The organism is Pseudomonas sp. TH08 (genome assembly GCF_016651275.1).
In the GTDB taxonomy this organism is placed as follows: Bacteria; Pseudomonadota; Gammaproteobacteria; order Pseudomonadales; family Pseudomonadaceae; genus Aquipseudomonas.
Genome location: NZ_JAEKEE010000004.1, coordinates 413,175 through 433,638 on the forward strand (window position 1 = coordinate 413,175; position 20,464 = coordinate 433,638).

17 protein-coding genes are annotated in these 20,464 nt (G+C 58.2%); 12 read left to right on the top strand and 5 right to left on the bottom strand.

Annotated elements, in window-relative coordinates:
- The first annotated feature begins 84 nt into the window (after positions 1 to 84).
- Complete coding sequence (locus JFT91_RS19015) at positions 85 to 993, top strand: LysR family transcriptional regulator (RefSeq protein WP_201233484.1); 909 nt, start codon at positions 85 to 87, stop codon at positions 991 to 993.
- Positions 994 to 997: 4 nt separating this feature from the next.
- Here JFT91_RS19015 and JFT91_RS19020 read toward each other — a convergent pair whose 3' ends face one another.
- A complete protein-coding gene (locus JFT91_RS19020) occupies positions 998 to 1,252 on the bottom strand; it encodes a hypothetical protein (protein WP_201147889.1) in 255 nt (84 codons plus the stop codon).
- Between the two features lie 154 nt (positions 1,253 to 1,406).
- On the opposite strand from JFT91_RS19020, the gene JFT91_RS19025 reads away from it, so the two are divergent.
- Complete coding sequence (locus tag JFT91_RS19025) at positions 1,407 to 1,724, top strand: ElaB/YgaM/YqjD family protein (protein WP_201147888.1); 318 nt, start codon at positions 1,407 to 1,409, stop codon at positions 1,722 to 1,724.
- Positions 1,725 to 1,884: 160 nt separating this feature from the next.
- On the opposite strand, the gene JFT91_RS19030 is transcribed toward JFT91_RS19025, so the two are convergent.
- Complete coding sequence (locus JFT91_RS19030) at positions 1,885 to 2,925, bottom strand: Ldh family oxidoreductase (protein WP_201233485.1); 1,041 nt, start codon at positions 2,923 to 2,925, stop codon at positions 1,885 to 1,887.
- Positions 2,926 to 3,171: 246 nt separating this feature from the next.
- Between JFT91_RS19030 and JFT91_RS19035 the strand changes: the two genes are divergently transcribed.
- Both JFT91_RS19035 and JFT91_RS29990 read left to right on the top strand, forming a co-directional pair.
- A complete protein-coding gene (locus tag JFT91_RS19035; RefSeq protein ID WP_347340642.1) occupies positions 3,172 to 7,629 on the top strand; it encodes a dermonecrotic toxin domain-containing protein in 4,458 nt (1,485 codons plus the stop codon).
- The gene (locus JFT91_RS29990; RefSeq protein ID WP_347340643.1) at positions 7,626 to 8,045 is read left to right on the top strand and encodes a hypothetical protein; all 420 of its coding nucleotides are present in this window, start codon (positions 7,626 to 7,628) and stop codon (positions 8,043 to 8,045) included. Before JFT91_RS19035 ends, JFT91_RS29990 begins: the two co-directional genes overlap by 4 nt.
- 56 nt (positions 8,046 to 8,101) lie before the next feature.
- On the opposite strand, the gene JFT91_RS19040 is transcribed toward JFT91_RS29990, so the two are convergent.
- A complete protein-coding gene (locus JFT91_RS19040) occupies positions 8,102 to 8,371 on the bottom strand; it encodes a PepSY domain-containing protein (protein ID WP_201226046.1) in 270 nt (89 codons plus the stop codon).
- A 152-nt stretch (positions 8,372 to 8,523) separates the two neighbouring features.
- Here JFT91_RS19040 and JFT91_RS19045 point away from each other — a divergent pair, with 152 nt between their 5' ends.
- The gene (locus JFT91_RS19045) at positions 8,524 to 9,525 is read left to right on the top strand and encodes a FecR family protein (protein ID WP_201233486.1); all 1,002 of its coding nucleotides are present in this window, start codon (positions 8,524 to 8,526) and stop codon (positions 9,523 to 9,525) included.
- A gap of 56 nt (positions 9,526 to 9,581) precedes the next feature.
- On the opposite strand, the gene pvdQ is transcribed toward JFT91_RS19045, so the two are convergent.
- Positions 9,582 to 11,927: a bifunctional acylase PvdQ gene (pvdQ, locus tag JFT91_RS19050; protein ID WP_201233487.1), complete on the bottom strand. Its 2,346-nt coding sequence runs from the start codon at positions 11,925 to 11,927 to the stop codon at positions 9,582 to 9,584.
- Between the two features lie 298 nt (positions 11,928 to 12,225).
- Here pvdQ and JFT91_RS19055 point away from each other — a divergent pair, with 298 nt between their 5' ends.
- Complete coding sequence (locus tag JFT91_RS19055) at positions 12,226 to 12,603, top strand: fe2+ zn2+ uptake regulation protein (RefSeq protein ID WP_201226049.1); 378 nt, start codon at positions 12,226 to 12,228, stop codon at positions 12,601 to 12,603.
- 18 nt (positions 12,604 to 12,621) lie between these two features.
- Here JFT91_RS19055 and JFT91_RS19060 read toward each other — a convergent pair whose 3' ends face one another.
- Positions 12,622 to 12,810: a hypothetical protein gene (locus JFT91_RS19060; RefSeq protein WP_201226050.1), complete on the bottom strand. Its 189-nt coding sequence runs from the start codon at positions 12,808 to 12,810 to the stop codon at positions 12,622 to 12,624.
- Between the two features lie 157 nt (positions 12,811 to 12,967).
- Between JFT91_RS19060 and JFT91_RS19065 the strand changes: the two genes are divergently transcribed.
- From JFT91_RS19065 to JFT91_RS19090, 6 genes are all read left to right on the top strand, one after another.
- A complete protein-coding gene (locus JFT91_RS19065) occupies positions 12,968 to 13,108 on the top strand; it encodes a hypothetical protein (protein WP_177431341.1) in 141 nt (46 codons plus the stop codon).
- Positions 13,109 to 13,354: 246 nt separating this feature from the next.
- Entirely contained in the window at positions 13,355 to 14,602 is a 1,248-nt protein-coding gene (locus JFT91_RS19070; protein ID WP_201233488.1) for an MFS transporter, read from the top strand.
- Between the two features lie 10 nt (positions 14,603 to 14,612).
- The gene (locus JFT91_RS19075; protein ID WP_201233489.1) at positions 14,613 to 15,743 is read left to right on the top strand and encodes a LuxE/PaaK family acyltransferase; all 1,131 of its coding nucleotides are present in this window, start codon (positions 14,613 to 14,615) and stop codon (positions 15,741 to 15,743) included.
- 1 nt (position 15,744) lies between these two features.
- Positions 15,745 to 18,147, top strand: a complete 2,403-nt coding sequence (locus tag JFT91_RS19080; RefSeq protein ID WP_201233490.1) for an aldehyde dehydrogenase family protein — start codon at positions 15,745 to 15,747, stop codon at positions 18,145 to 18,147.
- Positions 18,148 to 18,193: 46 nt separating this feature from the next.
- On the top strand, positions 18,194 to 19,504 hold the full coding sequence (locus JFT91_RS19085) for a phenylacetate--CoA ligase family protein (RefSeq protein ID WP_201233491.1): 1,311 nt from the start codon (positions 18,194 to 18,196) through the stop codon (positions 19,502 to 19,504).
- On the top strand, positions 19,482 to 20,426 hold the full coding sequence (locus JFT91_RS19090) for a GNAT family N-acetyltransferase (RefSeq protein ID WP_201233492.1): 945 nt from the start codon (positions 19,482 to 19,484) through the stop codon (positions 20,424 to 20,426). The genes JFT91_RS19085 and JFT91_RS19090 overlap by 23 nt, the downstream gene beginning before the upstream one ends.
- Positions 20,427 to 20,464: the final 38 nt, after the last annotated feature.

The window sequence follows — 20,464 nt, forward strand, 5'->3', positions numbered from 1 at the left end:
CACATTTACTCCGTCAGGTTCAGATGTTGCTGATTCTGCGGCGCCACGCGATCATGAATAAAGCCCAAAGCACTGCTGAATGATATGAGCCAAATGAATATCACCAATGTAGATCTCAACCTGCTGAAAGTTTTTGAAGCCCTGCACGAGGAGTCCAGCGCCAGCCGCGCAGCATTGCGCCTGGGCGTGACGCAATCGGCGGTCAGCGCGGCGTTGCGGCGTTTGCGCGAGGTGTATGGCGATCAATTGTTCGTGCGTACCGGTCGCGGCCTGGCGCCGACGCTGCAAGCCAATCAGCTGAAACCGGTGCTCAGCGAAGCGTTGAACAAGTGTCGGCAGAGTCTGGCGATGGTCGATCCGACCACGCAGCAGTATGACGGTCGCTCGGTAACGGTTGGCCTCTCGGATGATTTCGAGATTGCCTACGGCCGGCGTCTGATCGAAGAGATTGCCCGCAGCGCGCCGAAACTGCGCCTGATCTTTCGCCAGACCCACAGCCAGATCGTCGCCCGCGATCTGATCGAACGCAGCATTGATCTGGCGATCACCGCCGGCGGATTTGCCGAGCGGCTGCTCAGCCGTCAGGTCTTGGGCGAAGGCGGTTATGCGTGTCTGGTCGACCCGGCGAGCCTGGCGCCGGGCCAGCAGCAGATCGATCTGCAGGAATTTGTCGCCCGCGAGCACTTGCTGGTGTCGTCCGGGGGATTTATCGGGATTACCGATGAAGGGCTGGCAACGCTCGGCTTGAGTCGTCGGGTGTGCGCGTCGACCACGCATTTTGCCGCGCTGCCTTATCTGCTCAAGGGCAGTCAGGCGGTGGCGACCATTCCGGCGCATGCTGCGCAGAGTATTGCGGCCATCAGCGGGCTGACCTTGCTGCCCTGCCCGCTGGCCTTGCCGCGCTACCCGATCGAACTGGGCTGGCGCACCAGTACGCAGATCGATCCGGTGGTGGTCAAAGTGCGCGAGGCGATTGCCGCCAGTTTCGGCTGAAAGGTTACTTGCTCGCGGCCATCAAGCGGTTGACTTCACTGCGCACCATGTTGGCGAACTCGGGCGGTGACATGGTATCCAGCTCCGCGCGAACCCACTCCGCCCATTTGCCTTTGCGCTTCGCGCGCTCGCCGAACAACCGCGCAGCTTCACCTTTGGCTTTGCCCAGATTGTTCTGCCAGAGTTCGAACAGACGGGATTTCTCGTCTTCCAGAGCGGCGCGCTCTGCGAGGGATTTGTCGGCCAGATTGAAACTCATGGGGAATTATCCTGCTGCGTAAAATGGCGACATCTTACACGCTCGACAGAAATCTCCCGCGCAGGTTTTTCTTTCTGACCTAAATTCAGTGCAACTTTTCGCGATGCGCCACACTCCATTGATCACTGTCCATTCAACTGCAAGGAGTCACCCAATGGCCCGGAAATCCGCCGTGCAAGCCGCCCAGGATCAAATCAAGGATCAAGCCTTCAGCGAGCTTCAGGCATTGATCGAAGAATCCGACAAACTGCTGAAAAACAGTGCCTCACTGGTTGGCGAGGAAGCGGAAACCCTGCGCGGGCAAATAGCCCTGAAGTTGGAGCAAGCCCTGGAATCGGTGTCGAACGTACGCGAACGCACCAAACCTGCAGTCGAGGCCACCGAGAGCTACATCGGCGGCCATCCATGGCAGACCGTGGCTATTTCCGCCGGTTTTGGTCTGGTGGTTGGCCTGTTGCTCGGCCGTCGTTAAGCAGAATATTTTTTAGCAGAAACTCGTACCTGAGTTTGAACTCATTGTGGTGAGGGGGTTTATCCCCGATGGGGCACGAAGTGGCCCCCGCTTTTAAATCAAAAGGCGGGCCTGCTGTGCAGGCCATCGGGGATAAATCCCCTCGCCACAATGTGTAATCTCAATCAGCAGCCAGTTCCCGCAACTGCGCCAACGTCTGCTGATCCAGCACTATCCCTTCTGCCAACGATTTTTCCCGCTGCAAATGCCGGCGATCACCCGGCAGGCGCTTAAGGCCAACACCGTGCATTTGCCGCACCAGTTCATGACTGCGCTCAGCGAAACTCTGCCCGGCGGCCTTGTCCGGATCGATCACGATCAATAGCTGACCGGTCCAGGGCGTCTTCGCCCCCGGGTGGTTCTTCCAGTCAAACTCGAAGGAAAAATTACCGCCGGTCAACGCCGCTGCGAGCAATTCCACCATCATCGACAGGGCCGAACCCTTGTGGCCGCCAAACGGCAGCAGCGCGCCACCTTCAAGAATGGCTTTCGGATCCTGAGTCGGCTGCCCGAGACTGTCGACCCCCATCCCAGGTGGCAAACGCTCCCCCTTGCGCGCCGCGATCTGCACGTCACCGTGGGCGATGGCGCTGGTGGCCAGATCGAAAACGATCGGCGCTGCACCTGCACGTGGCGCCGCGAAGGCGATGGGGTTAGTGCCGAACAGCGGCCGGTCGGCGCCATGCGGCACGACGCACGTCATGCTGTTGACCACACTCAGAGCCACCAGACCTTCTTCGGCGAAAGGCTCGACGTCCGGCCACAACGCCGCGAAATGATGCGAATTGCGAATCGCCAGAACAGCGATTCCGGCACTGCGGGCCTTCTCCACCAACAACCTGCGTGCCGCCTCCAGCGCTGGCTGAGCGAAACCGTTGCCGGCATCAACCCGCACAAACCCCGAGGCGACGTCCTCGACCTGCGGCACGGCTTGGCCGTCGACCCAGCCACTGTTGAGGGTCGACACATAACCGGGAATGCGAAACACGCCATGGCTGTGGGCACCGTCTCGCTCGGCATTGGCGCAGTTGGCTGCGAGGGATCGTGCAACGGCGGCGGATGTGCCGTGGCGCAGGAAAATCGTTTCAAGCAATTGCGTCAACGCCTCAAGCGACAGCGTTGACGAGGCAGCAGCAGACAGGTGATCGGATGGCGCAGACATCTGAAGCTCCAGATTAATTATTGGAGGGAACAACAGCGTACGAACTCGCGAACCGATTAACCATGCCCGGGCTGCCGCCTGTCAACCCTCAATACCGCCCATTGCCTCGCGGAAAACCTTTCAGCCTGACAGTTTTGCCTCTGCGGCGTGACATAGCTATCTACCGCCTGCGCAGCATCGGGCGGTCCTAGTCTTGCGGCTCCGTCTGCCGGCGCTGATCCATGCGCCCCGAAAAGAGCCTCAACGATGACCACTGCCGTTTCTCCCCTGCTGTTTCCCGAAGTTCTGAACTCGCCCGGTCTGTGGCAAGCGCTGGGCAAGACTCATCATCTCAATCAAAAAGATTTTGCCTGGCTGGCTCATGTGAAGCTGGCCTCGCACACTCTGCGCAATGAGCAAAAGCCGCCCATGCTCGTCCAACGCATTCGAATAACGGCGGGCACGCAACCACCGATTACCCTGACCGGATGTTTCATCCTCAGCGCCACCGCCGACGACAACGGCGCGGTCCTCTATACGCCCTACGACGGCATCAAAAAGTACGACAGCCTCGCGGCCCTGCAGACCGCACTTGAAGAGCGGGTAAAAAAGGCTGGTGAGCAGGATGATTTATTGGCGTTTCTCGGCTTGCTGCAACGCCAACAGCTTGTTGAACAAACCAGCAGGACGTTGACGTACGAAACCATTGAGGGTGACGTATTTGATGATCAGAAAGCAGCCATTCTGGCGTCTCAACGGTTGAATGCAGAGGCCATGCTCAGCGAGTTGAAACAACTGCCATCGCTGACGGCGCTGCTGGAGGCCAGCCTTGACGAACTGCTGAAGGAGTCTTTGCCGAATCTGCAGCAAGGGCAAACGCGCACCAGTTTCTACACGCAGACAGACCCGAGCGGCAATGCGTCGTCGGCCCGACACTGGCACGACTCGACCAGTCTGAGTGAAGCGGTACTGATGCGTTACCGGCAACAGAACTGGCCGACTGAGCAACTGTATGAATTTTCCAACCCGCGCCACACGCCGACACCCGGTGATCAGGCCCTGTGGGACAAGGCGCTCGACACCGCGTCAGGCAAACTGTTGGTGCTGCTGTTTCGTGCCATGGAAAGCTACTGGGACGGCGCCAGCGCGGAGGGCTCGACTCGCCGCGTGTTCTTCGCCAAGGCCCTGCTGGAACAGGCGCGTGCCGAGCTGATGATCAAGCGCGAAACCGCCATTATCGATGCCGGCCAATTCGCCACGCTGCACCAGATGATTCGACAGGACGCGTTGGCGACCCGTCGCGCCACCATCGAAAACGTGCGTCTGTGGGAATACGAGCCCAACTACGTCGAACTGGCCGGTTCGTTGATGATCAGTTTCAGCGAAGCCTGTCTCTATACCCCGACCATGGGCCTGCAAGTGCTCAAGGACTATCAGGACCTGAAAGACACCGTGCAGAGCAAATTCCTTGCCGCCGGTCATGAGGACGAGTTGTATGGCCTGCTGAGTCTGGAAGAACGAAAACGCTTTGTGGGCTTCGACAAGCCCCACGTGACAGGCGTGCCGATCGGTGGCGAAATTTTCGAGGTGTTGTTCGAGGCCATCATCGGCAAACAGCGGCAGAACATCGAATATGCCTTGCAAGTGTTCCGCCTCAGCGATGGTGCCGTGGATATCCACGCCATGTTCGACAAGGCTCTGGACATTCGCGCCATGATCCAGGAGCGCTTGCTGGAGCTTGATGCCGGTGAGCGCTGGACCACGCGACCGGTGCTGATGGGTGTGCAACAACCGTCCGCGGTCCTCGCGGAAAAGGCCGATAACGTGGCGCGCTCCTGCACGGGCATCGAAGCGTTGCTTACCGGCTCGTTTCGCGGCCAGCCTAGCGCTACCGCAGAAGCGCAGCGAAGCTATCTCGAAGGCATGAAGTCTCGGCTGGGTCATTCACTGTATGTCGGCGTGCGTGGTGAGGCAGAGCTGCGCGAGCTCAGTGGTTCACTGAAAGCCGCTGAACGGGCCATTGTCGATACGGTGTTTCATCCCGACCAACCGAACCGCAGTGATCGACGTTCGCTCAACGGCTTTCGCCCGGATGCCTGGTCATTGACCGTTGAAAGTGCAGACAGCCCGACGCCATTGCCCTTGGCGCAATGTGTTTTGCTGACCGAGCGCGGCGGGCTCGACGATTCGCACTCCGGACGCGCGGTGTTATGGACCCCTGCCCTCGGGCTGGAGGTATTTGCCAGCATTGGCAGTGCGCGCCGGGCATTGACGCAACGCCTCAAGGATCCGGTGGATCGCCTGACACTGCTGGAAAACCTCGACCCACAAAAACGCCAGTTCCATCAGCGGTACACCTTGGGCGCCCTGCGTTTGATCGAGGACAATGTGCTGCACAACCGGGCGCAGACCGGCATTGAACACTTTCTTGCACGCTGCGATCTGGTACGTAAGCACATGAAGGACAAAACCGGCCTGCCCGACGCCCTCGACAAGCTGAAGAGAGACCTGATCGACACCAACCTGCCGCGAGCCATACACCTTGCACAAGCCATCAACCGGCAACAAACGCTACCGGCATGGCTGGGCATGGCCGCGGTCAAGGAGCAACAGCTGCACCTGGAACTGCTGGAGCAATGGCACAACAGCGTCGTTGATAATCTGGATTACCTCAGCGGTGTGCCCTCTCTGCAGGATTACGTGCACAAGACATTGCAGACACTGCTCGACAGCCGATTTTCCGACAGCAAACTTGACCCGAAAACCATCGAGATCACACCCAACCTGACCCTGGCCGGCCCTGCCCGCCCCCTCGGCGAATACGCGCTGAACCACATCAATATCGCTCAAGGCACCGGTTTCAAGGTTGCCTCGAAGAACACGCAAAAGCTACCGGAGGGGTTTGATGAAGCAGCCGTCAGGCAACTGTTGCAGTCGCTGGAAATACCGACGACTTACGCAGTACAAGTAACCGAGGCCCTGTCGGGCGACTCGGTCGAGGTAGAAGCGCGCAAACAACGGTTTTACCGCCAATTGCCCTGGCAACTGTTGCAGCATGCCCATGGTTTGAAACTGCAACAGCAATTGTCCGGCACCGCATTCGAACAAATCTGTCAGGTGCTGGACATGCCGGACGGCATAGCTCGCGCTACCGTCGAGGGCGCTCATGCGACTTTCTCGCCGTTGTCGCTGATCAAAACCGCCGGCAGTGCCGCAGTGGAAGCACTGGGCCTGTATGTGATCAGCCCGGGCACGGGGCACAAAGGCCCATCGGTGCTGTATGCACCTTATGCCGATGACGTTTTTCGCGAATTCGAAGGCCAGGAGCAACTGATTGCAGCGCTGAATACACCGGGGCCACTGCAGGATTTGCTGATTCGCCGGCTGCCACCCGAGGATCAGGCGGTATTTCGCGCACTGTTGAAGTCGAGTGTCGGCGAAACCAGTGAAATGACTCTGGCCGGCGATGCCATCAGCGGCAATCTGTTGCACCGGCTGTTCAAGGACAACCTCAAACTGTTGACGCAATTCCTCGCCTGTCAGGCGCAAAGCACCGCGCAGGATGATTGGGAGACCGCGAAAAGCCTGTTCAGCTACGGGATCAAACTGCTCCCCGGGCTGCTGCCGGGCAAATTGTCCTACTTGACGTTTCTCTGGCAGGCCTACAAGGACTTCAAGGTCTCGGCCGAAGCGCTGCAGGATCATCACTGGGCAAAAGCCTTGAAAGCTTTTATCGACGGTGGGATACAGATGGTCAGTCTGGGCCGGGTGTCGCTTGAGGGATTATCGGAGACCACGGTGCAGTCCCCGGCGGCGGCCGCGACGACAAGAGCCAGACGCCAGACGCCAACCACCGTGACAACGACAACCGATGTGACTACCCAAACGGTCGACCTGGCAACAGCCCTGACACTGCCGGTTCCACGCTGGTCGAGCATCCGACTGACGTCGCCATGGCGCACTGCGTTACAACTGTTTGAAATGGCGGCCGTGGCACTTAAGGATCTCAAGCACAACTCAAAGAATGGCACCTACGAGCACCCGACCAGCAAGCAGATTTACAACGCTATCGCCGGCAAGGTTTATCGCATCGAAAAACCTGGAGCTGTCTGGCAAATCGTCAATGACCAAATGCCCGGCCCCTCGTTAATAGAACAGGGCTCGCGTCTGTTGTTGGCACCTGATTCGCACACCGTTCACTACGGCAAGGCCATTTCAAAACTGCACACACGCTACACCGTAGAGCAAAACCGCCGGGCACTGCTGAACATCGAGGCCAAGGGCATGGTGGACATTCGTCGCCATCACCCCGAAAAAGCCCGCGTCATTCAACAAGCAGTCGATCTGGCGCGGTTCTATGCGTTCAACAGTCTGCACAATCTGGTTCTACTGAAAAGCAACGTTCCGGGTGGCCGACTGGAAGGCTATCTGAAAGACTTTTTCGGCGTTGCACAGATCGATACGACGTTGCTGGCCAAAATCAACAAGGCCATCGTGCCGATCTGCAATGCCTTGGTCGATCCTGACGAAGACTTGATGAATACCGATCGCTTCATTGTCGGCTCGAATATTTTCAGATCACCCATCATTGCGTTCGTCTTGACCAACGACGACAAAAAAATGTGCACTTCACCGAGCACTTCTTCAACCAGCAGTTGGATCTGTATGAAGGGTTTCTCGCCCAGCCATTCGATGTCGCCGGGCACGCTCAAGCGGCGACATTGATCCACGAATTCGCCCATCAGTTCTCAAAAGCGGAAGATTTCGCCTCACTGGAGGCTCGCCGACCATTCGCCGATCTGATTGAAGACCTCACCCATTACGGGCAATCAATGAGGAGTGAACTCGAACTCTTTCAGAGCCGGGCGCTGTCATTGCTCACCCCTCGCGAGGAGTTGTTTGCACGTTGGAGCGCCAAGAAAGGCGAGTTTGTGAGTCTGGATAAAATTCGTGGGGGCGAAGTGCTGACCAAGGAAATTCTCCAGTTGACCCTCAGTCCGACCATCGATGAGGCGCGCAACAAGTTTTATGATCGAACGTCATCGGATGTACGTGCCGATGTCATCCTGCGCAATGCCGACTCGATCGCCCGGCTGATTTGCGAGATGGGCCGGCAACTCGATCCGGTACCCGCCCCTTAAAAATTCCAAGAAAAAAGCGCAGGTCGTAACCTGCGCCTTTTCGCGAGCAATTAGTCTCAGTCTTTCTGATCCCTCAGTACATTGCCCGATGCGCCGTCGATGCGAAATTCGTAAACAACGCCATCGGCTTTGCGCCCCTCGCCTTTCCAATAACCGTTGTTGTCGGCTTCGATTTCATAGACTTCGACATAACCGGCCTTGGTTTTGACGATTTCGATGGCTTTTTCAATGGTGACCCAGCCGGCACCTGGTTTATCCGCCAAAGCGGCACCCGCAGTGAGCAAACTGGCGGTGGCAATCACGGCTGCGAAGGTTCTTTTGATCATTTTTTCACTCCATTTGTGGATAGTAGTCAGTGGCGTCCTGCTTTTTGGGCGTCAGAGCGAAAAATAAGTTCCACTTTGATGGGTAATTGCCATGACGGATGTTCTCGGCAACTTCCCCTCAAGGTTAGAATGTGCGAAATCAGGACGAGTCAATGACCCAAGACACTCTCTCGGAAGCCGAATACGATGCGATCACCGATGCCGCCGCGCATTGGTGCATGCGTCTGCATGCCGCCGATTGCACGGATGGAGAACGTCGCGCATTCGAACAATGGCATGACGCTCATCCTCTGCACGCATTCGAGTATGAAGCCATGCTGGAAATCTGGGACGTCGCCGAGCACTTGCCGCGCCCGGAACCTGCCGTTGTGGTGCCGATCCGCCAACCTTCACGCGCATGGCGTCAATACGCGGTAGCAGCGGGTGTCTGTGCACTGGCCTTGCCGCTGGCGGCTTATGCCGGCTGGAATCTCGGCTGGTTGCCTGACAGCTATGAGCATTTCGCCGCGACCGACAATGTGCGCCAGGTCACCTTGAGTGACGGCAGCCAGCTCCAACTGAACCTCAACACTGACCTGACCTTCAGCAATTACAAGGATGAACGACGCGTTACCTTGAAAAAAGGGGAAGCGTTTTTCACTGTCAGCCACGACCTCAGCCATCCGTTTATCGTTCGCGCAGGCGAAGGCAGAGTTCGCGTGACAGGCACGCGCTTCAATGTCTGGATGTACGAAGATCAAGTGCGGGTGAATCTGGTCGAAGGTTCAGTGCTGGTCACCAGCAATTCCGCACTGCCGGGTGATGGCTTGCGTCTCGGGCCAGCGATGCAGGCGCGTTATCGGCAAGGCGATTACATGCCACAAATCAGCCAGACGTACCCCGGCGACACGTCGCTGGCCTGGCTAAGCGGAAAACTGGTGCTGGACAATCTGGCACTCAGCGATGCGCTGCCGCTGATCAACCGTTACCTGAAAACCCCCTTGATGCTCGCCGACAGCAATACCGGTTCGCTTCGGGTCGGCGGCATTTACAACATCAAAGAACTGAACAACCTGGTGAGCTCTCTGCCCAAAGTGTTGCCGGTCTACGTGACGCGCAACAAGGAAGGCAACACCGTTATCAATACCCTGCCGCAACAACCGCCAAAAAGCTGAAGGCCACATCCTTTAACGGAATGTGGCCTTCGGGTCTTGCGTAGAAAGCAATCTAATTATTGCGCTGCCACTTTCCCGCTCTTGTCTAGCGAATCACCGACTGTTTGCACTTGATACTGCGGGTCGGCCTGGATCTGCTGTTCAGTAAACGGCAGCACACTCCACTGCTTCTTCGAAAATGCCTCGGTCTGGTCCCGTGAGTATTTCGACGCCGGATCACTGGACAGCGAGAATGCCAGCAGTCCCTGCGCGTGTGGCCCCTTTTCATCGAACGTCACGACTTGCAGATAGCTGGTGCCACCCACCACCTCAAGCTTGCCATCCTCGCGCGGCACACTTTGAATCGCGTTGTAGATCCCCAACGTACCCGGCCCACCGTGGATCGGCGTTTGTTGGCCGCCACTGCTGACCACCTGGATATCGCCCCAGCGAGTTTGCGCCTTGAGGCCCATTTTGCTCGCCGACTCCGCCGAGGCCAGCATGGCTTCGCGCAGTGCCTTGGCCACTGCCGGTTGCTCGACAGCCAGGCCACGCGGCGTGTGCTGTGCATCTTCAGGGTCGAAGGCGACGCTCCAGATATCCGGCGATTGCTGCAACGCTTGCATGATGTGTTGGAAATGCACCAGACCCAGGCCCGAATCAAGGTTTGCCCGACCATCCCACGCCTTGAGGCTGGCACACACCGACTTCAATGTTGCGGCGTTGCTAGCCTGCTCGGCAGCACAGAACTTCAACAGATCCGGTACCACCAGCGTCGCCAGATACACCTGATCGTCCATGACCATCTGTTGCAGATCCTTGACGGCCAGTGGGCCTTTCTTGCTCAGATTGCCCAAGCGATCCAAGGCAAAACGCGAGCGCAACCCCAGCGGTTGGCCTTCCTGACTGATCAATGGCGAGAAACCGGTCAGCGGCTGAGCCGGGTTGGCCAACCACGCGGAATCGTTGGAATGCTGGACAAAGTCCTTGCGCAGCAATTGCGGCAATTGACTGGCGGCATAGATCCCCTTCTGCGCGGCCTGCGGATCAATGTCCCAGGCGCAGCCGCTGTTGGCACCGTCCAGCACGATCAGTTGCAGACCGATACGCGGGTCGCTGCACTTGGCCAGTTTCTCGGCGCTAACGTTCGGCACCACCGACAGGTTCATGTACAGCGTCTGCCCTTTGTCATCCACTGCCAGGGTGTTCACCCAGGGGATGCCCTGAATCTTGTGTACCGAATCCTGCAGATCCTTGAGGCTGGCAGCCTGATTCATGGCGTACCACTGCTTCAGCACTCGGTCGTTGTCGAGATTGGCATCGCGCAGGCTATAAGCGTACTGCTTGTCCCAATCGAGCTTGCCCGGCCATTGCACAATCGGACCGAACTGCGAGCTGTAGACATCACGTGCAACCGGCACCACTTGGCCGTCCGCCTGCTTGACCTGCACGGTGACGGTCTGCTTGCTCATCGGCAGCGATTTGCCGTCAAGCAGGTAATGCGTCGGATCCTTCGGATCAAGTTGCAAGCGATACAACGTGAAGTGCTTCGACGAATCGACGGTGTGAGTCCAGGCGAGATGCTGGTTGAAACCGATATTGATCATTGGCAGGCCAGGCAAGGCAGCGCCCATGACGTCGAGTTTGCCGGGAATGGTCAGATGCATCTGATAGAAACGCATACCGCCCACCCACGGAAAGTGCGGGTTTGCCAACAACATGCCACGGCCATTGAACGAGCGCTCACTGCCGACGGCCACCGCGTTACTGCCGCGATCCAAGGCAAAGCGTTGCTGGCGCGCGTCGGCCAGTTGGTAGGCGCGCTGGTCGTGCGTGATGCTCGCAGTCGCTTGCGGCGGTGTCGCGCCGGCCAAGGCTTCGGCAAACTGGCCAACGCCGCCTTCAACCAATAGACGACGCGTCAGCTTGACCAGATCCTCGGGGGCGATATCGCGCACCCACTCGCCCTGACACTGCTGCGGCAAGCCCTGCTGGCGACGCTCGGCAAGATAACGGTTGTAGCCTGCGGCGTAGCCTTCGACCAGATCGCGTACCTGAGTAGATTGCGCCTGCCAGAACGTCTGTACCGCCTCGGGCGTATTGAGCCAGGTGAAGAACACATCGCTGACGCGGTTTTCGCGTTGTTCGACCGTGAACTGATCGGGACCGAAATAACGTGAGCGCTGACCGTTGACCGTAACGATCTCGTTGGCCAGCAGGCAGAGATTGTCCTGCGCATAGGCATAGCCGATGCCAAAACCGAGGCCGCGTTCGTTTTCAGCGCGAATGTGCGGCACACCAAAACCGGTTCGGCGGATATCGGCACGGGCTTCAGTGGCTGGACTGAATGCATGGGCCGACAGACTCAGTCCGAGAAACATACCGGCAAGGGTCAGTCCGGTTAACTGCCTGGAAATAATCACGTTCGCTCCTGATCGAAATACCGAAGAGCGGACCAGACGTTGCCACGCGAATAGGACGGCAGCGGATCCGCTCTGGAAACGCCCACGCGTCCACGCGCAATGAGCCTGTCCTGAAAACGAAGCCGGAAGAAAAAAATTTAACCCGTTGAATGGCAATCCGGAGCCCTGAAAACGCAGAAAAGACGAAACAGCGACGAATTTTCTACATTTTTTCTTTCATGATTTGCCGAGCTGATACGTCTTGTTTAGAGAACGCAAAAAAACCTTTCCCGATCAGGTTCTGAAAAGGAGTAATCGCATGTACAACTCGCAACTACCAACGGACGGTAGCCAGGCGCCACAAGGAGCTTCCATGAGCCCACACGCGAGCGATTTCGGGCACAGTGTCGACCGTCACGGCAACGAACGGATTCGGCTGCTGCTGAAAAGCTTCGGGTTGCGCACCAGCCTGATCCGCCTGAAAGTCATCGACGCCCTGCTGGTGGCTGCTCAAACCGAGCGTCGCCTGGGCGTGCGCGGTGTCCACAGCCAATTGCTGGATCTGGACATTCCGCTGTCATTTCTCAGCGTACGCGAAGTCCTCAAGCGTCTGTGCGCCGAAGGGGTCATCACCTTCAATGCGGACAAGAGCTACAGCCTGCATCCACAGGCTGCGGCAGTCCTCAACAACGAGTGAAGCGCGTAGCGATCGCCGTCAGGGCTTGACCTTGCGGCGCATCACGCCGTTGATAATCACCACGACTACCGCAACACCAATTGCGATGAACTGAAACATCTTCTCCGTGATCATCCCGGCGTTTTGCAGCCAGGACAGACCTAACATGATCAGCAGTACGGACACGGCGATCACGATCGAATAAATCAAGCGTTGCTTGTGGGTCATTGCGGCTTCCTGAAACTTTGAAATGTATCCGGTTTGTATCCGTTCGCATGCCATGCGCTTACCGTGTTTCGGGGATGCGCCTGCACAAACGGGGTCTCATGTTACAGCCGATGAAGAGTTTTGGCTTCATGACGGCATCACCATGAGGACTTTTGAAATGCTGCGTCGAATCACCTGGCTGATTCCCCTTCTCGCCCTGCTGACCCTGAGCGGTTGCATCATCTTCCCGCACGGCGGCTGGCACGACGATCACCATCGTTATTACCAGGGCGGTCCTGGTTATTATCAACATCGTTAGAACAGGATTGTTCGCCCTGCCCGCCTACCGATAATGCGCGCAGGGAAATTGACAGCCGAACCACTTCAAAGATGCCCGCTCCTAGCGGGCATTGTTTTTTCCGACGTCCACCGACAACGAACGTCGGATCCAATCAACACAATGCAACCATTTGAAATTTAATGTATTAGCAAACAACTAGGTCACTCGCATCACTACCCTTAGTCTCTGCAAACTTCCTTAACACTAACTTAACAAGGATGCTTCATGCAGAGGACATTGATAAAAATAGGTCCGCGACACCTCATCGGATTCTGTCTGGCCCTGAGCGCTTTTGAACTACTGACCTATATGGCCAGCGACTTGATCATGCCGGCGATGTTAAGCGTCACTGCCGATTTACATGCTGATGTCCGCCATGTACCCCATGCCTTCAATCTTTATTTGCTGGGGGGCGTCTGCCTGCAATGGTTGATGGGGCCACTGTCTGATCAGTGGGGTCGACGACCGATGTTATTAATCGGTTGCGCAGTATTCGGGATTGCCTGTGCGGCTACATTCATCACCCACAACATCGAAGTTTTCAATCTGCTACGACTGATTCAGGGGGCAGGCCTGGGATTCGTCGTGGCAGTCAGCTATCCAGCCCTGCAGGAAGTCTTCTGCGAGGCCGATGCAGTGCGTCTGATGGCCCTGCTGGGCAACGTCGCGCTGTTATCGCCATTGCTGGGTCCATTGCTCGGCAGCCTGTTGCTGGAATGGCTGAGCTGGCGCGAGCTGTTTCTGGCTCTGGGTTTCGCTGCGGCGGCGGTCTGGCTGGGGCTCTATGCTTTCATGCCGGAGACCGTGGGCGTTGTGCGACTTGATGGCCAGCAACAGGCGCAAGTGCGGTTTTCCCTGCGCCAGACGGGACAGCGCTACCTGGCTTTGCTGGGCAATCGTCACTTCGTCTGGGCGTGCCTCGCCCTGGGGCTGATGAGCCTGCCGCTGATCGCCTGGATCGGCGTGGCACCGCTACTGCTGATCCAGTTGCTGGGTATGACACCGCTTGAATACGGGCTGTGGCAGATCCCGATTTTCTCAGCCGTCATCGCCGGCAATCTGATCCTCGACCGCTTGCTGGTCACTCACTCATTGCCACAGGTGATTCGCTTGGGGCAATGGCCATTTTGCCTGGGTCTCTTGGGGTTGATCGGTTGCGCGTTGCTGTGGAAAGGCCTGGTACCCGTGGTGGCCAGTCTGACGCTTTATGCCGTCGGGTTGGGCATCAGCAATGCCGCGCTGTATCGACTGGCATTGTTCTGCACGGATGACAGTAAAGGTCTGGTCTCGGCCATGGTCGGCATGATTTCGATTGCCGTGATGGGCATCGGTGGATCACTGGTTGCCGTCCTTGGCGGCGGCACACACCTTGGATTTTTCGCACTCTTGTCTGCCTTCGGCGGCCTGATGTGCCTGCCCTTTCTGCACGGATTCTTACAAGACCGGCATAACGACTGCATCTCACCTCAGTAAAGGAATATTGATGAATCACTTACCCGTCAGCGACGCGCTCTGCGCGTTGCCAGGACCTTATTGCCTGGATTCCGTGCCCGGTGGCCTGTTTGATCGGGCCATGGCCGAAATCAGCCGCTTTCACTGCCGGCACACACCCGGTTATGAAGGCTGGCTGAACGCCAACGGCCTTGTGGTAGATGATTTGGACGGCCTCGATGACTGGTCACGACTGCCACCGATCTTCGCCAACTTTTTCAAGCAGCGACTGCTCCTCAGCACCGTCGGCGAAGACGCGCTGGAACTGACGTCCTCCGGCACCAGCGGTCAGCAAAGCCGCATGCGCTATGACAAACGCAGCCTGGCGGCAGCTCAGTTCATGGTCGCGCAGATCTTTCGGCATTACGGCTGGGACACTCCGGACACGCCCTGCAACTACCTGCTGCTGAGTTACGAGCCGCAAGGCCGGATCACGCTGGGCACCTCATTCACTGACCAGTTTCTGTGTAGCTTTGCCCCCGCCAATCGCGTGGTTTATGCCCTGCGCAATACCGGTGACGGTCACCAATTCGATGTGTTCGGCGTCATCCAGGCTTTGCAGGAGTTTGCCGAAGAAGGTCTGCCGGTGCGCATCCTCGGTTTCCCGGCGTTTCTCTGGCAAACCCTGCAACGGATGCAGGCCACTGGCGTCGCGGATCTGCAGTTGCCCGCCGGTTCGCTGGCATTTTTCGGTGGTGGCTGGAAAACCCAGGCAGCGCAAGAAATTCCCCGGCAACAACTGTACGCACACATCCATCAGCAACTGGGCATTGAAAAGGTTCGTTGTCGCGATGGTTACGGCGCCGTCGAGCACGCGGTGCCTTATGTCGAATGCGACCACCATCACTTCCATGTCCCGGTTTACGCAAAGGTGCTGGTGCGCAATCCCGCGGACTTTTCCTTGCAGCCCTATGGCCAGCAAGGCCTGCTGGGCTTCGTCTCGCCGTACATCTCGTCCAGCCCCGCGCATGCGGTGGTGATGAGTGATCTGGCGACGCTGCACCCCGGCGCGAGCTGCGGTTGTGGCTTGGCCAGCGACTGGTTTGAGCTGCATGGCCGTGCGGGCACCACGGCGGGCAGAAGCTGTGCGATGGCTGCGTCCGAACTGCTAGGAGGTCGATGACATGTACTTGATCAACGGACAGCAACACCACGCCTATAACTTCGACAGTGCACTTGAAAGCCTTGAGGCGGACCTGGCGCAACACCTGAGTACGCCGCTGCACAGCGAAACCGTGATCAACGCCGCCCTGCACTTTGCGCAATACCTGCGCAGCGCGGACACCACGCTGCCGCTCGATACAGAGCAACGACAGGCTTTGATCGACTTCTGCGATCCGCAGGCGTTACGGCGCAAATTGCAGCGCGAACTCGGCGCACAACCCGGCTCATTGCGGCGCTTTGATTATCGCCAGGCCCGCTTCGAATGCTGGAGCCCGCTTGGGCTGGTGGTCCACATCACGCCGGCCAACGCGCCGTTGCTGGCCTTCTGCGCGGTGCTGGAAAGCCTGCTGGCCGGCAACGTCAACTGGTTGCGACCCAGCAGCAGCGATCAGGGTCTGACCGCAGGCCTGCTTGGCGCTCTGCTGCAATGCGACCCGAGCGCTCAACTCGCAGGTTACGTCGCCGTATTGCCGGTCAGCACGGCGCAAATCGCACGCCTGTGCAAACGGGCCAACGGCGTCGCAGCCTGGGGCGGTGAAGCGGCCCTGCAAGCCATTCGCCAACAGATCCCGGCCGGCTGCCGCTGGATCGATTGGGGCCACCGCATCAGTTTCGTTTACCTGACGCCCGATGCCGCCACCCCACAAGCCCTGGATGCCGTGGCGGATGAAGTCTGTCGGCTGGATCAGCAAGCCTGTTCCAGTCCGCAATGGCTGCTGGTCGACAGTGACGACCCCGAGATCCTGCACGACATCGGCGAACGGCTGACGGCCGCCTTCGAACGTCGCGCAAGACAATGGCCAGCGCTGCTGCCCACGGCGCAAGAAGCCTCGCAAATCACCACGCATGCGCAAATGGCGCGGCTGGCGCAGAGTTTCGCTGAGCAAACCGGGCACGTCTGGAGCGCACCGGGCTGGCGAGTCATCTGGGCGCACAATCGTCAACTGACGCCTTCGCCGCTGTTTCGCAGCGTGCTGATGTATCCGGTGCCGCGCGCCCTGATCACCGACACGCTGTTGCCATGGCGCAATGTCCTGCAGAGCTGCGCGCTGCTGTGCGGCGCAGCGCAAACCGGCGAGCTGGCACGTACGCTGATCGGTGCGGGCGTCACGCGAATCGCCCCGATCAGCAGCATTCATGACGGCTATGACGGTGAGCCACATGACGGCGTCTACGCCCTGCAACGACTGAGCCGTCGCGTGTCCGTCAGCTTGCCCGCCGACGTTTTGCCGAACCACGCCACCCTTGATTGCCCGCCATTGTCCGCGTCGCTGTCCGGGCTGCCGATCATGGACAAAACAGCCTTTGTCACCCAGCAACTCAACGCTAGCGCGCAGCTGTACTTTCGCTCCGGAGGCAGCAGCGGCACACCAGCGTTATCGGCTTACAGCTATGACGATTTCGACCGGCAAATGCGCGCGACGGCTGACGGCTTGTTCGCTGCCGGCCTCGACCCGGCCCGGGATCGAGTGATGAACCTGTTCTTCTGCGGCGGTTTGTACGGTGGCTTCCTCAGTTTTGCCAAAGTCCTCGAGTTGCTGGACATCACGCACCTGCCGATGGGCGCCCCGACCGATGACGATTACCGCGAAATCGCCGAATTGATCGTCAGTCAACGCGTGACCACATTGATTGGCATGCCGAGCACCGTGCATCGGCTGTTCCTCAACGAACGGCAACGGTTGCAGGCCTATGGCGGGATCGACAAGGTTTTTCTCGGCGGCGAACACCTCAGCGCAAACAGTCGCGAGCTGCTGCACAGCTGTGGCGTGTCGAACATCCGCTCGGCCATTTACGGCAGTGTCGACGCCGGCCCACTCGGTCATGCCTGCCAGGCTACCAGCGATGGCGTTTTCCATTTGATGAGTGACACCCAGCACCTGGAAATTGTCGCCCTCGACGCCGATGAACCCGTCACGGGTAATCAAATCGGCCGCTTGCTGTTTACGTCTATCGCACGGGAGGCACAAAACGTTCGGCGTTATGAGGTTGGCGACACGGGACGCTGGATTTCCGGCCCCTGCGCCTGCGGACTCCTCTCGCCGCGCTTCGAACTGCTGCAACGCCACGGCAAGCTGATACGCATCGGCACCGACTTCATTTCATTGAGCGAACTGGCAGAACACCTGCAGGTGCCGTTTCAGTTGCTGCTCGAGCATGCCCCCGATGGCCTGGAACGCATGAGTCTGCGAAGCGAGCTGGAAGCGGCCGACGCACAGTTGCGGTTGTCCCGTTACCCGACACTGACCACGGTGATCGAAACCGGACTGTTACACCTGGAAGTTGAAGTCTGTGCCGTCGAGCACTTCACCCGAAACAGACACAGCGGCAAGACGCCGATCCTGATTGATTCACGCACTTGATACGTGCGGCGAGTTCAACCAGACCACGATAAAAATGGTGAACATTGTGAAAACTTCCGAACAACTGAACGAGTTGATCAACTTCGCTCGTCAACATTCGCCGTATTACCACGAACACTTAGTTGACGTTTCGAAAAAAATTACCGCATTGACTGAACTGCCGCTGATTGAACCTGCTGAATATTGGCAAAACAGTCAGACGTTAAACAAATGGCCAGTTTTGACCGGTGCTGTGGCACAGGCATTGGTATTTAAAACCGGCGGTTCAACCAGCGCTGGAAAACTTTCTGTATATACGCAAGATGAATGGCGTTCATTGGTCGGTGAATTCGGCAAAAGTCTGAATTGGCAATTCCAGCCCGGTGACCGAGTCGCCAATCTATTTTTTGCCGGTGACCTGTATGCCAGCTTCCTGTTCGTCCACGACGCACTGGCCCATGTTGCCGTAGAGATTACCGAGTTCCCCTTTACCGGCAATGTCGACTCCGCTGTTCTGGCGCAATCCATCGTGCAGCATGGGATCAATGTGCTGGCGGGCCTGCCTGCACATCTGTTGACGTTCGCGGCCTGGCTCAAACGTCAGGAGCAGACGCTGCCTGTGGTCGACAGCCTGCTTTACGGCGGTGAAAGCCTGTTCGACTCGCAGCGCCAGTTACTCGAACTGGCGTTCCCCAACGCGCGCATTGCCTCCATCGGCTATGCCAGTGTCGATGCCGGTTTCATCGGTAGCAGTCAGCGCGACTGCGCCGAAGGCGAGCATCGAATGCATGCCGAACACATCCTGGTGGAAATCATCGACGAACATTCCGGCGCAGTGATCGATGCCTGTGACCACACCGGTTTGCTGGTGATCACCAGTCTGCATCGTCGGTTGATGCCGTTGATTCGCTACCCGGTGGGCGACCGCGCCTGCTGGCGAGAACCCGTCGGCAGCGCCCGGCGCAAGTTCGCACTCAAGGGCCGCAGTGCTGGCAGCCAACGGGTTCGGCTGGGGATTTTGTCGCTGATGCCGGAGGAAATCGGCGTGTTGATCCAGCACACCGCCAACAGTGACGACTGGCAACTGCTGATCGAACAGGACGGGAACAAGGATGTGTTGAGCCTGAAATGGGTGCCAAGCGCGCGATCCGCCGCCGTGGGCGATGTCAACCGGGACCTGGAGGCGGGACTGATTGAACAGTACCCGTTGATCACGCAATTACAGGCGGATCACCAGCTAAACCTGCTAGTCGAGTGCTGCACCCATGAAGATCTGCCACGCCACGCCCGCTCGGGCAAATGCTTGCGTGTGCTGGATTTGCGCTGCTATGAACACCGTCACAAGGAGGTGCCCTATGAAAGCGCTGATTCTGCGTAACTACCGTGACAGCGATGCCACGGCCGTCAGCCAACTGTTTCGTAAGGTGTACGGCGACCTTTATGTGCAGCCCCATGTGTATCTGCCACACATGATCAGCCAGAACCACGCCGACAAGCGTTGGCACTCGCTGGTTGCCGTGGTCGGTGAGGACATTTGCGGGCACGCCACGCTGTTCCGCGAAACAAACGCGCGCACGGCCGAACTGGCTTTGAGCGTGGTTCACCCGAATACCCGAGGACAAAACGTTGCTACCCGTCTGAGCCAGCATTTGTTGACCCATGCACAGGCATTGGGCTGTCAGAGCGTATTGATCAAACAGGTCACCCACCATCCGTACACGCAGCGGATGGCAATCAACCTCGACTTTCATAACACCGGATTACTGCCGGACTACGTCCCTTCGCCGTTCGGCAGCGCGGTGCCGGAATCGATAGTCCTGGGCTGTTATGCCGTCGACGGCCGCCAGCGCCCCTTGCCTCGGCAGATCTGGCCTGCCGCTTACCGGGATTTCATGCAGCAGTTATGTCGGGTGTTCGGCACAAAGAAGCAGACATTTCGTTGGCATGGCGCGGCCATTCAGCTGGAAAAACACGCTGATCGTTATGACATGCGGCTGAAAAAGCTGCGGACCGGGCTGCTCAAAGAACTAAGCGAACTACCTCGGCAATGGCTGATTTCACTTCGCCTGCGACTGTCGCGGCACTTTGCCTGGGACCTGAACAGGCTGAACGCCATTGGCTTTATCTTTACCGGGCTGGCACCCATGGAAGGTAAAGGGGGGGGATGGCTGGCGCTGTTTCACCGCGGTTACCGGTTGCGCGAGCTGGCGTTAGCCTGCCCGCACATGCAGCAATTGCACGATCAGGCCCAACAGGAACTTGCCAATCACTTGATCGAGACACCGCCATCGCGCGATTGAACGCAGTGCCGTCATTCGACAACGGCCCGCTCAATGTC

Excerpts from the sequence above, each read along its gene's own strand:
- JFT91_RS19015 (WP_201233484.1), top strand. The coding sequence starts at position 85 with ATGAGCCAAATGAATATCACCAATGTAGATCTCAACCTGCTGAAAGTT.
- JFT91_RS19020 (WP_201147889.1), bottom strand. The coding sequence starts at position 1,252 with ATGAGTTTCAATCTGGCCGACAAATCCCTCGCAGAGCGCGCCGCTCTG.
- JFT91_RS19025 (WP_201147888.1), top strand. The coding sequence starts at position 1,407 with ATGGCCCGGAAATCCGCCGTGCAAGCCGCCCAGGATCAAATCAAGGAT.
- JFT91_RS19030 (WP_201233485.1), bottom strand. The coding sequence starts at position 2,925 with ATGTCTGCGCCATCCGATCACCTGTCTGCTGCTGCCTCGTCAACGCTG.
- JFT91_RS19035 (WP_347340642.1), top strand. The coding sequence starts at position 3,172 with ATGACCACTGCCGTTTCTCCCCTGCTGTTTCCCGAAGTTCTGAACTCG.
- JFT91_RS19040 (WP_201226046.1), bottom strand. The coding sequence starts at position 8,371 with ATGATCAAAAGAACCTTCGCAGCCGTGATTGCCACCGCCAGTTTGCTC.
- JFT91_RS19045 (WP_201233486.1), top strand. The coding sequence starts at position 8,524 with ATGACCCAAGACACTCTCTCGGAAGCCGAATACGATGCGATCACCGAT.
- JFT91_RS19055 (WP_201226049.1), top strand. The coding sequence starts at position 12,226 with ATGTACAACTCGCAACTACCAACGGACGGTAGCCAGGCGCCACAAGGA.
- JFT91_RS19060 (WP_201226050.1), bottom strand. The coding sequence starts at position 12,810 with ATGACCCACAAGCAACGCTTGATTTATTCGATCGTGATCGCCGTGTCC.
- JFT91_RS19065 (WP_177431341.1), top strand. The coding sequence starts at position 12,968 with ATGCTGCGTCGAATCACCTGGCTGATTCCCCTTCTCGCCCTGCTGACC.
- JFT91_RS19070 (WP_201233488.1), top strand. The coding sequence starts at position 13,355 with ATGCAGAGGACATTGATAAAAATAGGTCCGCGACACCTCATCGGATTC.
- JFT91_RS19075 (WP_201233489.1), top strand. The coding sequence starts at position 14,613 with ATGAATCACTTACCCGTCAGCGACGCGCTCTGCGCGTTGCCAGGACCT.
- JFT91_RS19080 (WP_201233490.1), top strand. The coding sequence starts at position 15,745 with ATGTACTTGATCAACGGACAGCAACACCACGCCTATAACTTCGACAGT.
- JFT91_RS19090 (WP_201233492.1), top strand. The coding sequence starts at position 19,482 with ATGAAAGCGCTGATTCTGCGTAACTACCGTGACAGCGATGCCACGGCC.